At 71.8% G+C, this 13,870-nt stretch carries 7 protein-coding genes; 3 read left to right on the top strand and 4 right to left on the bottom strand.

Annotated elements, in window-relative coordinates; translation table 11 throughout:
- Positions 1–2: 2 nt before the first annotated feature.
- From AB0A74_RS04865 to AB0A74_RS04850, 4 genes are all read right to left on the bottom strand, one after another.
- Entirely contained in the window at positions 3–4,967 is a 4,965-nt protein-coding gene (locus AB0A74_RS04865) for an NAD-glutamate dehydrogenase (protein WP_358247552.1), read from the bottom strand.
- Positions 4,968–5,173: 206 nt separating this feature from the next.
- Positions 5,174–8,422 (bottom strand): hypothetical protein, encoded by a 3,249-nt coding sequence (locus AB0A74_RS04860; protein ID WP_358247551.1) that lies wholly within the window; start codon positions 8,420–8,422, stop codon positions 5,174–5,176.
- Positions 8,423–8,440: 18 nt separating this feature from the next.
- On the bottom strand, positions 8,441–10,117 hold the full coding sequence (gene ettA, locus AB0A74_RS04855; RefSeq protein WP_358247550.1) for an energy-dependent translational throttle protein EttA: 1,677 nt from the start codon (positions 10,115–10,117) through the stop codon (positions 8,441–8,443).
- Positions 10,118–10,561: 444 nt separating this feature from the next.
- A complete protein-coding gene (locus AB0A74_RS04850) occupies positions 10,562–11,317 on the bottom strand; it encodes a single-stranded DNA-binding protein (protein WP_358247549.1) in 756 nt (251 codons plus the stop codon).
- 191 nt (positions 11,318–11,508) lie between these two features.
- Here AB0A74_RS04850 and AB0A74_RS04845 point away from each other — a divergent pair, with 191 nt between their 5' ends.
- The 3 genes from AB0A74_RS04845 to AB0A74_RS04835 are packed head-to-tail and all read left to right on the top strand — an operon-like array spanning position 11,509 to position 13,848.
- Positions 11,509–12,117, top strand: coding sequence for a TetR/AcrR family transcriptional regulator (locus AB0A74_RS04845; RefSeq protein ID WP_358247548.1), 609 nt, complete (start codon positions 11,509–11,511; stop codon positions 12,115–12,117).
- Positions 12,114–13,040 (top strand): ATP-binding cassette domain-containing protein, encoded by a 927-nt coding sequence (locus AB0A74_RS04840; RefSeq protein WP_358247547.1) that lies wholly within the window; start codon positions 12,114–12,116, stop codon positions 13,038–13,040. Before AB0A74_RS04845 ends, AB0A74_RS04840 begins: the two co-directional genes overlap by 4 nt.
- A 7-nt stretch (positions 13,041–13,047) precedes the next feature.
- Positions 13,048–13,848 carry an ABC transporter permease gene (locus tag AB0A74_RS04835; RefSeq protein ID WP_358247546.1) on the top strand — a complete coding sequence of 267 codons (801 nt, stop codon included), beginning with the start codon at positions 13,048–13,050 and terminating at the stop codon, positions 13,846–13,848.
- The last annotated feature ends 22 nt before the right edge of the window (positions 13,849–13,870 follow it).

The following is a 13,870-nucleotide window of genomic DNA, read 5'->3' as shown; positions in this document are numbered from 1 at the left end:
GCCTAGCGGATCATGCTGCGGACCTGGCGGGCGGCCACCGAGAGGGTGGCCAGGTCCAGGCGGCTCGCCCGGTTGATCTCCTCCAGGGCCGCGCGGGCGCGGGCCAGGCGCGAGGTGTTGGCCTGCTCCCACGTCGCGATCTTCTCCGCCGGGGTGTCGCCCGGCTCGCTGGAGCGCAGCACGTCGATGGTGATCGACCGCAGGGACGAGTAGAAGTCGTCGCGCAGGGCCAGCCGCGCCAGGGCGTGCCAGCGGTTGCCGCGTTCCAGGCCGCTCACCGAGCTGAGCATCCGGTCCACGTCCAGGTGCTCGGACAGCGCGAAGTACAGCTCCGCGGTCTCCAGGTGCGAGCGCTCCTGGCCCACGCCGTGGCCCTCGCCCTCGCGCTCGGCCAGTTCCGCCACCTCGGTCACGTCCAGCAGGCCGTAGGTGAACAGCAGCACCGCGACCCGGCGGGCCAGGTCCTCCGGCACGCCGGCCGTCGTCAGGCGCTCGACGTGCGCGAGCACCGACTCCTTCTCCCGGCCCTGCAACAGGTCCAGGGTCTTGGGCGCCAGCTCGCCCACGACCCCGGCGAACCGGGCGATGGTCGAGCCGACCGCCAGCGGCTGCGGGCGGTTGGTCAGCAGCCACCGCGACGCGCGGTCGAGCAGGCGGCGGCTCTCCAGGACCATGTCGTCCTGCACGTCGGTGGCGATCCTGGTGTCCAGGGCGCGGATGTCGCGCCACAGCGACGGCAGGTCGTAGATCGCCGTGACGACCGTGTAGGCCCGCACGGCGTCGGTCGCCGACGCGCTGATCTCCTCGGCCAGCCGGAACGCGTAGGACACGCCGCCGCCGTCCACGACCTCGTTGACCAGGACGGTCGTGATGATCTCGCGGGCCAGCGGGTGGCTGCCGATCGCGTCGGCGAACCGCTCGCGCAGCTCGGTCGGGAAGTAGTCCGGCAGCCTGCGGGCGATCACGTCGATCGTCGGCAGGTCGCTGGCCAGCACCTCCTCCTTGAGCGCGAGCTTGACGTGCGCGAGCAGCGTCGCCAGCTCCGGCGAGGTCAGGCCGTCGCCGGCCTTCTCCAGCGCCCGGAACTCGGCGGCCGACGGCAGCGCCTCCAGCGCCCGGTCCAGGTGACCGCGCTGCTCCAGGTCGGCCACCAGGCGCGCGTGCACCGACAGCATCGGCGCGGCGTGCGCCCGGGACACGCCCAGGACCTGGTTCTGCGAGTAGTTGTCGGCCAGCACCAGCTCGCCGACCTCGTCGGTCATCTGGCCGAGCAGCTCGTTGCGCTGCCGCTGGTCGAGCTTGCCCTCGCGGACCAGCTCGTCGAGCAGGATCTTGATGTTGACCTCGTGGTCGGAGCAGTCCACGCCGGCCGAGTTGTCCAGGGCGTCGGTGTTGACCTTGCCGCCGGCGCGGGCGAACTCGATGCGCCCGCGCTGGGTCAGGCCCAGGTTGCCGCCCTCGCCGATGACCTTGACCCGCAGGTCGGCGCCGTTGACGCGGATGGCGTCGTTGGCCTTGTCGCCGACCTCGGCGTGCGACTCGGCGCCGGCCTTGACGTAGGTGCCGATGCCGCCGTTCCACAGCAGGTCCACCGGGGCGAGCAGGATGGCCTTCATCAGCTCCTGCGGCGACAGCTTCACCACGCCCTCGGGCAGGCCCAGCGCCTCGCGCGCCTGCTCGCTGACCGGGATGGACTTCGCGGTGCGCGGCCACACGCCGCCGCCGGGGCTGATCAGCGAGCGGTCGTAGTCGTCCCACGAGGAGCGCGGCAGGTTGAACAGCCGCTTGCGCTCGACGTAGCTGGTGGCCGCGCCGGGGTTGGGGTCGATGAAGATGTGCCGGTGGTCGAACGCGGCCACCAGGCGGATGTGCTCGGACAGCAGCATGCCGTTGCCGAACACGTCACCGGACATGTCACCGACGCCGACGACCGTGAAGTCCTCGGCCTGGGTGTTCACGCCCAGCTCGCGGAAGTGCCGCTTCACGCTCTCCCACGCGCCCTTGGCGGTGATGCCCATGGCCTTGTGGTCGTAGCCGACCGAGCCGCCGGAGGCGAACGCGTCGCCCAGCCAGAAGCCGTAGGACTGGGACACCTCGTTGGCGATGTCGGAGAACGACGCCGTGCCCTTGTCCGCCGCGACCACCAGGTAGGTGTCGTCGCCGTCGTGCCGGACCACCTGCGGGGCCGGGATGACCGTGCCCGAGCTGAGGTTGTCGGTCAGGTCCAGCAGGCCGGAGATGAACATGCGGTAGCACGCGATGCCCTCGGCCATGAACGCCTCGCGGTCCAGGCCCGGGTCGCCGGTGGGGGCCGGCGGGCGCTTGACCACGAAGCCGCCCTTCGCGCCGACCGGCACGATCACGGCGTTCTTCACCGCCTGCGCCTTGACCAGGCCGAGGATCTCGGTGCGGAAGTCCTCGCGCCGGTCGGACCAGCGCAACCCGCCGCGCGCGACCGGGCCGAACCGCAGGTGCACGCCCTCGATCCGCGGCGAGTACACGAAGATCTCGAACCGGGGCCGCGGCTGCGGCAGGTCCGGGATGGCGCGCGGGTCGAGCTTGACCGCCAGGTACGGGCGGGGGTTGCCGTCGGCGTCGCGCACGAAGTAGTTGGTGCGCAACGTCGCCTGCACCAGCGTGAGCAGGCTGCGCAGGATGCGGTCCGCGTCCAGGCTGGTCACGTCGTCGATCATGGCCGTGATGTCGGCGACCAGGGCTTCGGTGCGCGACGCGCGGTGGGCGTCGTCCAGGGTCGGCGTGAACCGGGCCTCGAACAGCCGCACCAGGGCCGTGGCGACCTCGGTGTGGCCCAGGACGGCGTCCTCGATGTAGTCCTGGCTGTAGGCGACGCCCGCCTGGCGCAGGTACTTGGCGTAGGCGCGCAGCATCGCGGCCTGCTGCCAGGTCAGGCCGCCCTTGAGGACGAGGGTGTTGAAGCCGTCGACCTCCGCCTCACCGCGCCACGCGGCGGCGAACGCGTCCTGGAAGCGGGTGCGGACCGACTCCAGGTCCTCCTGGGACAGCCGGTCGAGGGTCACCTGGTCGATGCGCAGGCCGAAGTCGTAGATCCAGCACTCCGTGCCGTCCTCGCGGACCAGCTCGTACGGGCGCTCGTCGGCGACGACCACGCCCATGCGCTGGAGCATCGGCAGCACGTCCGACAGCGTGATCCGGGCGCCGGCGAGGAACAGCTTGAACCGCCGCTCCCCCGGCTCGGCGTCGCGCGGCACGTAGAACTGCATGTCCAGGTCGCCGCGGCCCAGCGCCTCGATGCGCCGGAAGTCCTCCAGGCCCTCGGCGGCGGTGAAGTCCTCCTTGTAGGCCTCGGGGAACGCGGCGGCGAACCGCAGGCCCTGCTCGGAGGCCGACTCCGCGCCCAGGCCGTCGCCCTGCGCCTCCAGCACCGCCTCGACCATGCGGTCGTCCCACGAGCGGACCGCCTCGGCGAGCAGGTTCTGGATGTAGCCGGTGTCCGGCTCGACCTGGCGGTTCGGGTCGGTGTGCACCATGAAGTGCACGCGGGCCAGCGCGGACTCGCCGACGCGGGCGCTGTACTCCAGGTTGACGCCGCCGAGTTCGGCGATCAGCACCTCCTGCATGGCCAGGCGGGAGGTCGTGGTGTAGCGGTCGCGCGGCAGGTACACCAGGCACGAGTAGAAGCGGCCGTACGGGTCGCGGCGCAGGAACAGCCGCAGGCGGCGGCGTTCGGCGAGCGCGATGACGCCGGTGACGGTCTGGTAGAGCGTGTCCGTGTCGACCGAGAACAGCTCGGTGCGCGGGTAGTTCTGGATCACCTCCAGCATCCGCTGCCCCGAGTAGGAGTGCAGCGGGAAGCCGGCGCGGTGGATGACGTCGCGGACCCGGCGCTCGATGGCCGGGATGTCCAGGACGTCCTCGTGCAGGGCGGTCGTGGAGAACACGCCGAGGAACCGGTGCTCGCCGGTGACGTTGCCGTCCGCGTCGAACGTCTTCACACCGACGTAGTACGGGTAGACCGACCGGTGGACGCTCGACTGGGCGCTCGCCTGGGTCAGCACCAGCAGCTCGGGCGAGAGGGCCTGCGCGCCCGCGTCGGGACCCGCGGTCAGGCTGCGCGCCGCGAGGCTGTCCTGTCTGAGGACGCCCAGCCCGCTGGCCAGGACCGCGCGGAGGGCGGGTTCGCCGCCGGTCGACGGGTCGTCGCGGACCAGCTCGTACTGGCGGTAGCCCAGGAAGGTGAAGTGGTCGGCGGCCAGCCAGCGCAGCAGGCGCGCGCCGTCGTCCACCTCTTCGCTGTTCAAGGGCGGCGGGCTGGCCTGGAGCTGGTCGGCCAGGTGGAGCGCCGTGTCGGTCATCTTCTTGGTGTCCTCGACGACCTCGCGGACGTCGTTGAGGACGGTGTGCAGCTTGGTCTCCAGCTCACGGGCCCGGTCCGGGTCGGTGAGCAGGTCCACCTCGATGTACATCCACGACTCGGCCATCGCGTCGCCCGGCGGGTCGGCCGGGTCGGCGGTGGGCAGGACCTCGTTGAGCGCGCCGGTCACCGGGTCGCGGCGGACCACCACGATCGGGTGCACCACCCGCTGCACCTGCACGCCGCCGCGGGTCAGCTCGGAGGCCACCGAGTCGACCAGGTACGGCATGTCGTCGGTGACGACCTGCACCACGGTCGCGGGGCACGTCCAGCCGTCGTGGGCGCGGGTGGGGTTGAGGATGCGCACCACCGGGCGACCCGGCACGCGGGTCTCGGCGAGCTGGTAGTTCGAGCGCACCGCGCCGACCAGGTCCACCGGGTCGTCGTCGTTGACTTCCTCGGCGGGCACGTGGCGGTAGTACAGCCGGATCAGGTCGGCGAGTTCGGGGGCGCCGGCGGCGGCCCGTTCGATCAATTCGTCACGCGCTTGTTCGGGACTGGCCTGGGTGCGGCCGGCACCGGCGTCGTGGCGAGTGGGGAGGTCCGATCGGGACGGGACTCCAGTCGAGGTCATGTTCAGGCGACTCCACGCTATCCGGCACCTCTGTGTGCCGGGTCCGCGCACCACTTAACCAGACTCGCTCCGCCCTGTCGGAGCAACCCTGGACACTGAATCGAGCCACTTGCGGTCAAGTGGAAAAGTCGGTCCGCACGGACTATTTTCGGCGTCCCGCGGAAGTTACCCGCGGGAAACCTCAATAAAACCTCAATTGCCTTTTGTCAGCTTTCGGGCAACGTCCACCGGGGCGGTTCCGCGGTGACCCGCTCGATGGGCGCGGTCGTCTCGCTGTCGGTGACCGGAGGGGCCACCGGCGTGATCGGGACCGTGCTCTCGGCGCTGTCCTCGTGGCTGTGCTGGTGCTGGGCTTGGGCGGCTTCGTCCTCGCGGCGGCCGGCCTCGTAGGCGACGAGGGCTTCGGCGAGCAGTTCGGCGAGGCTGAGGTCGCTCTTGGGCCGGCGCGAGGCGCGCGTGGCACTGGGCGACCCGTCGGTGAGGTCGATGGTCCGCCCGCCGACGACCACCGTGCGCACGAACGGCTCCCCGTCCGGCCCTGCCGCCGGTGCTTCCTCGACCGCTTCGGGCTCGGACGTGGACACCGGTTCCGCGACGGCCGCTGGTTCAGGCTCGTCCTCGACGACCGGCTCGGCCACCACCGGCACTTCGGCCACCGGCGCTTCGGTTTCCGGCATCTCGGCTTCCGGCGTTTCCGCAGGGACGCTCTCCACCGGCTCGGTCAGCGTCGCCTCGATCGGCGTCGGCTCGGTGTGCGTCGGCTCATCCGGCTCGACATCGCCGAACCCGAGGAAGCTGTCGGAGGTCCCGATCTCCGGCTCGGGCAGCGGCTCGGGCACGCGCGCCGTGGGGATGACCGGTCCCTTGATGAACGCGGCTCCGAGCCCGACCGGCGGGAGGTCCTCGTCCGGCTCGGAGGGCTTGACCATGGCGGGCGAGTCGAACATGTCCACGTCGCCCCCCTCCCGCAACCGCTGGGGAGCCTCGACCCGCCACTGGACCTCGTCGTCCGACGGCCCGGACTCCTCCACCTCGGGCGCACGCCGCCGGCCGCCGGCACGCTGGGAGTCCAAGAGCCCGGCGGCCTTCAGGGTCTCCAGCACGCTCCCGCCATCGGACCCCTGCGGAACGACGGCCTGCTCCTCCCCTTCAGCGGCCTCCCGAGCCGCCCGCCGCCGCCCACTGCGCACCGCACCGGCGGCGGCGATGAGACCGGCAGCGGAAACAGTCCGCTCACCACTGCCTTCCCGCGCCGCTTCGGGTTGCGCGGGAAGCTCGGGTTTCGGCGAGGGCGCATTCTCGGACACTTCGTGCGCGGAGGCCGGGGCTTGCGGCTCGGACGCCGAGAAAGCCGCGGACGTGATGGGCGTCGAGGCGAAAGGGGTCGCCGGGAAGGACGTTCCCGGGAAGGGCGGAGCGGGCGGCGGGAACTGCGGGGCGCTCTCGGCCTCGGGGGCCGCAGCAGGCGCAGCCGGAGAAGCGGGAGTGGCGGGCGCAGGCGGGGCGACCGGGGTGGTCGGGGTGGTCGGAGTGGGCGGCGCGACTGGAGGCGTCGGAGCGGCGGCAGGCGCAGGCTTCACCGGCGGCGCGGGCGCAGGGTTCGCCGGCGGCGCGGGCACAGCGCTAGCCGGCACAGCGGTCGCGGGCGGCACAGCGGTCGCGGGCGGCACAGCGGTCGCGGGCGGGACCGTCGTCTGCGGAGGCTGCGGTGCGGCGAACTCCGGGCTGGGCGCGGGCTGAGCGGCGGGCGGCAGCGGCGGTGGTGCGGGGGTCGCCTGCTCCGGAGTCGGCGCGAGCTGCGCGGGCGGCGTCTGCGGCGGGGGTGTGGGGTGGGGCTGTAGCGCCGGGGGCAGGGGTGGGAAGAGGGGTGGGGTTGGCCGTTCGTGGTGGGCGAAGGCCTGTTCCAGGTACGTGCCGCCGCGGGGGCGGGGGCGGGCTTCGGCCGTGCTGGTGTGCTCCGGGCGGCCCTGGGTGGTTTCCGGGGTCTGGGCAGCCGGGGTTGGGGCGGCCGGGGTGGTGGCAGCCGCGGTCGGGGCTTCCGGAGTCGCGGCGGCCGGGGTGGTGGTGTCGGGGGTCTTGGTGTCCGGTTCCGGGGCTCGGCGGCGGCCGCCGGGCTTGGGTTCGGCTTCCATCGGGTCGCCGAAGGGTTGGACCAGGCGCCAGCGGTCGGCGGCGTGGGCCCTGGCCGCCGAGATGCCTTCCACCGTCATGTCCTCGGCGGCCCGCCGGGCCCGCTTCACGCGCAGGCCCTCGGTGCGGTGGACCTGGACGGGACGCCACTGCCGCAGTTGCTGCTTGACCTCCGGGGGCAGCGCCGCTTCCCGGTGTTCGCCCGGCGCGGCCTCCCGGCGCAGCAGGGCCGCCAACTGGTCGTGCAGGCCGGACGGCTGGCGGTGCACGCCGGAGAACTCGGCGGCCAGCCGCGCGCGGACCGCGTAGACGGACCTGGCCCGCCTGCGTTCCGCCGCGTGCGCCGAACGCAGGTCCGCCAGCGCCTCGGTCAGGTCGCCGGACACCTCGTGCACGTGCGCCAACGCCAACAGGCTCTCGGCCAGCAGGGTGTCCAACTGGTGGCGTTCCGCGCTGTCGGCTGCCTCGCGCAACAGGTCGCGCGCCTGGTCGACGCGGCCCGCCGGCAGGTGCACGCGGGTCGCCAGCGCGAGCCGCAACCACCCCGCGGGCGTGGCCGACGGGGCGCGCACCGGGCGTTCGAGGAACGGGGTGCCCGCCTCGGACGCGTCGGCGTGCTTGTCGGCGTCCATGAGCGCGCAGACCAGTTCCACGACCAGGCTGCCGCGCACCTGACCGCTGTCGGCCTCGGCGTCGCCCAGCTGGTCGAGCAGTTCGATCCCCTCGCGGGCCGCCGCGATCGCCGCCTCCAGGTCACCCCAGCGGCGGTGTTGACCGGCCGCCGACGCGCGGAGCAGACCGCGCAGCAGCAACGCCGCGTCGTGGTCGAGCACCGGGTCGGCGGTGTAGAGCTGGTCGGCCTCCTCCAGCGCCTGGGTCAGCGCCGAACCGCGCCCCACCGACACCAGGCACTCGCTCGCCTGGACCAGCGCCGAGGCCCGCAGCGCGTCGGGGACGCCCTCGGCCTCCAGCACCGGCCGGACCGCGGCGAACCCGGTCAGCGGCGCGCCGACGGCGCGGGCGCTGTGGGCCAGTTCGACCCGCAGCCGCCACGCCGTCTCGTGCTCCGACTCCGCCTCGGCCGCCTTGAGGGCGTCCAACGCCCGGTCGGCGACCTTGACGCTCCGGCCCACCTGGTTGCTCGCGAACACCACCAACGACTCCGCGCGCAACCGGTCGACCTCGTCGCGGCGGGCGGAGGCGAGCGCCACCGCGCGCTCGCCCAGCACCAGAGCCAGCTCCGGTGCCCGCCAACGCAGCCGCCAGGCGGGCACGACCAGCGTGCTCACCTCGACGTCCGCCTGCGCTTCGCCCCTCGCCGCCACGATCGTCCCTACCTCGGCTCAGTCTCGTGTGAGCTTGCGGTACGTGACGCGGTGCGGACGTGCCGCCTCCGCGCCCAGGCGTTCCACCTTGTTCTTCTCGTAGCCCTCGAAGTTGCCCTCGAACCAGTACCACTGCGCCGGGTTCTCGTCCGTGCCCTCCCACGCGAGGATGTGCGTGGCGACGCGGTCGAGGAACCAGCGGTCGTGGGAGATGACCACGGCGCAACCGGGGAACTGCTCCAGGGCGTTCTCCAGCGAGCCGAGGGTCTCGACGTCGAGGTCGTTCGTCGGCTCGTCGAGCAGGATCAGGTTGCCGCCCTGCTTGAGCGTGAGCGCCAGGTTGAGCCGGTTGCGCTCACCGCCGGACAGCACGCCCGCGGGCTTCTGCTGGTCCGGGCCCTTGAAGCCGAACGCGCTGACGTAGGCCCGCGACGGCATCTCGACGTTGCCGACGTGGATGTAGTCCAGGCCGCCGGAGACGACCTCCCACACGTTCTTCTTCGGGTCGATGCCGGCGCGGTTCTGGTCGACGTAGGACAGCTTGACCGTCTCGCCGATCTTCACCGTGCCCGCGTCGGGCTCCTCCAGGCCGACGATGGTCTTGAACAGCGTCGTCTTGCCCACGCCGTTCGGACCGATGACGCCGACGATGCCGTTGCGCGGCAGGCTGAACGACAGGCCGTCGATCAGCACGCGGTCGCCGAAGCCCTTCTTGAGGTTGTCCACCTCGACCACGACGTTGCCCAGACGCGGGCCCGGCGGGATCTGGATCTCCTCGAAGTCGAGCTTGCGGGTCTTCTCCGCCTCCGCGGCCATCTCCTCGTAGCGGCCGAGGCGGGCCTTGGACTTGGCCTGGCGCGCCTTGGCGCCGGACCGGACCCACTCCAGCTCGTCCTTCAGGCGCTTCTGGAGCTTCTGGTCCTTCTTGCCCTGGACGGCGAGGCGCTCGGCCTTCTTCTCCAGGTAGGTGGAGTAGTTGCCCTCGTAGGGGTGTGCCTTGCCCCGGTCCAGCTCCAGGATCCACTCGGCGAGGTTGTCCAGGAAGTACCGGTCGTGGGTGACCGCCAGGACGGCACCGGAGTACTGGGCGAGGTGCTGTTCGAGCCACAGGACGCTCTCCGCGTCCAGGTGGTTGGTGGGCTCGTCGAGCAGCAGCAGGTCGGGCTTGCTGAGCAGCAGCTTGCACAGGGCGACGCGGCGGCGCTCGCCACCGGACAGGGTCTTGACGTCGGCGTCGGGCGGCGGGCAGCGCAGGGCGTCCATCGCCTGCTCCAGCTGGGAGTCGAGGTCCCACGCGTTGGCGTGGTCCAACTCCTCCTGGAGGGCACCCATCTCCTCCATCAGCTCGTCGGAGTAGTCGACGGCCATCTTCTCGGCGATCTCGTTGAAGCGGTCCAGCTTCACCTTGATCTCGCCCAGGCCTTCCTGGACGTTGCCGAGCACGGTCTTCTCCTCGTTGAGCGGCGGCTCCTGCTGGAGGATGCCCACCGTGTAGCCCGGCGAGAGGTACGCCTCGCCGTTGCCCGGTGTGTCCAGGCCGGCCATGATCTTCAGCACGCTCGACTTGCCGGCGCCGTTCGGACCGACAACGCCGATCTTCGCACCGGGGAGGAACATGATCGTGACGTCATCGAGGATGACCTTGTCCCCGTGCGCCTTGCGCACCTTCTTCATGGTGTAGATGAACTCGGCCATGCCCGCGATCGTAGAGCGGTGCCGATCGGGCAAGTACCTCGGACGCCGGCAACGAAGGGTGCGACAACGCAGAGTTAACGCGAACGTGGGTCACCCACACCTGTAACAGCGTGCGGTGACCACTCAGGTGCGGCGCTGTGACCAGCGGATCCGGCCTGATGCGCGAACTCGGTGCGGTGTCAAGCCCTCATGCCTGCACGGGACCCGCCGACGGACGCCGACCCCACGACCTCCCTCCTCGACAGCTCGGTGACGGCGACACTCGACGGGCATTGTGCAACCTCGGCCGGTGCCCGGACCCGTTTCGGCCATTCATGCCCCGAACGGCTCAGGCCGCGGCTTCGGTTGCGCGGACCCGCTGCCGAGCGTCACCGCGCACCGGCTGCCGACTGCTCCACTAGCGGTGGATTCGCGCGCTGTGTCCACGTGGTGGGACGGGTGGGGTTAGAAGGGCACCTTGTCCACCTCCTTGAGGGGTGAGCGGGTCTTGGAGCGGGTTCGGAGGGCTTCGCTCTCCTTACGCGGTGAGGCCACGGTGGGTTGGCCGGCGGGGGTGGGAGTCGGGGTGGGGGCGGGTGGACTGGCGGCCGGTGGGTCGGCGGCAGCGGGTCGGTCGGCGGCAGCGGGTTGGCCGGCGGCAGCGGTTTGACCGGCGGCCGAGTGGCCAGCGGCCACCGTGGCGGCGGGCGGGTCGGCGGCGGGCGGCGGGTCGGCGGCCGGCGGGGTGGCCGGGTTGTCGGGTTCGGGTGGCTTTGCGGGCCGCTTGCCGCGCGGCGGTGTGCGGTCCGGCGGTGTGCGGTCCGGCGGCTTGGCGGCGGTGGACGTGTCGGGTGGGGCTTGGGGCTTGGTGATGGCGGCGGAGCACCTCGTCAGGTCTATGCCGACCGCGTAGGCCTCGACGTCGATGAACTGGCGGTAGCGCTCGCCCTCCGGCAGCTCCTTCACCGTCAACTTGCCCGCGACCACCACCGGGTCGTGCCTGGCCAGCGACGCCTTGACGTTGTCGGCCAAGTCCCGCCAGCACGTCACCGACAGGAACATGTGGTTGCCGTCCACCCACAGCCTCCGCTCGACGTCCCAGAAGCGCTCGCGGGTCAGCATGCGGAAGTTGGCGCGGCTGTAGCCCGTCCCCACCTTCGTGCACGTCACCTCGCTCGCCACGGAACCGGTGAGCGTGACGCGCGTCTCGTTGTAAGCCATGACGTCCTCCTCGAACCGAACCGAACTGGACCGAACCGGAGCGATCTCCGTGAGACCAGGTTTCCGGGCACTGAGCAGGGCGGAAAGGACGAGCCGGCGATCTGTGGACAACTCGGGACCTGTGGACAACCGCGAATGAGTGAGCACTCACTCGTTGACATGAGTGAGGACTCACTCATACAGTCGGCACCATGCCCGAGGACACGACGCAAAAGCGCAGGCGCGCCCCCGCGATGAGCCCCGAGAACCGTCGGGAGGCGATCGTCGCGGCCACCGTGCCGCTGCTGTTCGACCACGGCGCGAACGTCACCACCAGCCAGATCGCCAAGGCCGCGGGCATCGCGGAGGGCACCGTCTTCCGCGCGTTCAAGGACAAGCAGGAACTGCTCGCCACCTGCGTGCAGTCCGTCCTCGCCGTGGACGCCGAACTGGCCCTGCTCGACGACGCCCGCCAGGCCGCCACGCTCCCCGTACGGCTGTCGTGGGCCATCAGCGCCGTCTCGGGCTACCTCGACCGGATGTGGAAGCTGATGAGCGTCCTGCGCGACTCCGGCTACCACCCCGACCACCAGAAGCAGAAGGGCCCGCCGGTCGAGATGCAGCGCATCTCCGAGGGCGTGGCGCGGCTGTTCGAGCCGGACGCGGCGGACCTGCGCGTGGACGCCGAGCTGGCCGCCCGCCTCCTGCTCGGCCTGGTGTTCACCAACCGCATGCAAGGCGACGGGTTCGGGGACTCCGCCGCCGACACCGACCAGCTCGTGGAGCTTTTCCTGCACGGCGTACTGAGGGGAGACCGGTGAACGACCCGATGATCGAGGCGACCGACGTCGGCAAGGCGTTCGGCGCGCAAAAAGCGCTGGACGGGGTGAGCATCTCCGTCCCGAAGGGCACCGTCCTGGGCCTGCTCGGCCACAACGGCGCGGGCAAGACCACGCTGGTCAACGTCCTCACCACCATGCTCCCGCCGGACTCGGGCCAGGCTCGCGTCGCCGGCTTCGACGTGGTCCGCCAGGCCCACCAAGTCCGCAGCCGGATCGGGCTCACCGGCCAGTTCGCCTCCGTGGACGAGGGCCTGTCCGGCCTGGACAACCTGGTCCTCATCGCCCGCCTGCTCGGCGCGTCCACCAGGGAGGCCAAGGCGCGCGCCGGTGAGCTGCTGGAGCTGTTCGACCTCACCGAGGCCGCCAAGCGCCCCTCCCGCACGTACTCGGGCGGCATGCGGCGCCGGCTCGACCTCGCCGCCGGCCTGGTCGGCCACCCCGAGGTGGTCTTCCTGGACGAGCCGACCACCGGCCTGGACCCGGCGAGCCGCCTGGGCCTGTGGGAGGTCGTGGAGCGCCTGGTGGACGACGGCACGACCGTCCTGCTGACCACCCAGTACCTGGACGAGGCCGACCGCCTCGCCGACCGGATCACCGTGCTGGCGCAGGGCAAGGTCGTCGCGGCCGGCACCAGCGCCGAGCTGAAGGCCCAGGTCGGCCGCCGCACCGTCACCGTCACCCTGGACGACGCCTCGGACGTGCCCAAGGCGCAGGAGGCCCTGGAACGCGCCGGGATGCAGCCGGTCGCGGCCGGCGCCACCCTCACCGCCCCCGTCACGTCCTCCCGCGAGCTGGCCGTGGTGGTCCGCGCGCTGGACGAGGTCGGCCTGGAAGCCACCGAGCTGGCCCTGGCCGAACCGACCCTGGACGACGTCTACCTGACCCTCGCGCACGCCGCTTAGGAGAGCCATGACCACCCTCACGGCCACGCGCTGGCGTGGCACGGACTTCGGCACCCAGGTCCTGGTGCTGACCCAGCGGTCGCTGCGCACCCTGGTCAGCGACCCGCGCATGATCGTCTTCAGCGTCCTGCAACCGCTGATCATGCTGACCCTGTTCAGCCAGATCTTCGCCAGCATCGCGAACACCCCGGGCTTCCCCACCGGTGTCGCCTACATCGACTACCTGATGCCCGCGATCCTGGTGAACACCGCCATGCAGTCGGCGCTGCAGGCCGGGGTCGGCCTGGTGACCGACATGAAGAACGGCGTGCTGGCGCGCTTCCGGTCGCTGCCGATCCGGCTGGGCTCGGTCCTGGTCGCCCGCAGCCTGTCCGACCTGGTCCGCACGGCCGCGCAACTGGTGCTGATGCTGCTGTTCGCGGTGGCGATCTTCGGTTTCTCCCCCGCCGGCGGGGTGGCGGGCGTGACCGTCGCGCTGGCGTTGTCGCTGGCGGTCGGCTGGGGGTTGGGCTGGGTGTTCCTCGCCATCGCGACCTGGGTGCGCAACGCCGAACTGATGCAGACCGTGGGTTTCCTGGCGATGTTCCCGCTGATGTTCGCCTCCAGCGCTTACGTGCCGGTGTCCGGCCTGCCGGGGTGGCTGCAGGCGGTGGCGAACGTCAACCCGCTGACCCACGCCGTGGACGCGGCCCGCGCGCTGGCCCTGGCGCACCCGGTGAGCGGTCTGGTGGGCGCGCTGGTGACCAGCGCGGGGCTCGCGGTCGTCGGCTGGGTGTTCGCGGTGCGCGGCTTCCGCAAGCCGCTCTGAGCGACCGACCCGCGGGGTGGCG

The organism is Saccharothrix sp. NPDC042600 (genome assembly GCF_040647305.1).
Classification (GTDB): Bacteria; Actinomycetota; Actinomycetes; order Mycobacteriales; family Pseudonocardiaceae; genus Actinosynnema; species Actinosynnema mutabilis.
This window is presented reverse-complemented; position numbering and strand designations above follow the sequence as displayed.

Bases quoted from the DNA above. Each gene is read 5' to 3' on its own strand.
- AB0A74_RS04865 (WP_358247552.1), bottom strand. From the start codon at position 4,967: ATGACCTCGACTGGAGTCCCGTCCCGATCGGACCTCCCCACTCGCCAC.
- ettA (WP_358247550.1), bottom strand. From the start codon at position 10,117: ATGGCCGAGTTCATCTACACCATGAAGAAGGTGCGCAAGGCGCACGGG.
- AB0A74_RS04850 (WP_358247549.1), bottom strand. From the start codon at position 11,317: ATGGCTTACAACGAGACGCGCGTCACGCTCACCGGTTCCGTGGCGAGC.
- AB0A74_RS04845 (WP_358247548.1), top strand. From the start codon at position 11,509: ATGCCCGAGGACACGACGCAAAAGCGCAGGCGCGCCCCCGCGATGAGC.
- AB0A74_RS04835 (WP_358247546.1), top strand. From the start codon at position 13,048: ATGACCACCCTCACGGCCACGCGCTGGCGTGGCACGGACTTCGGCACC.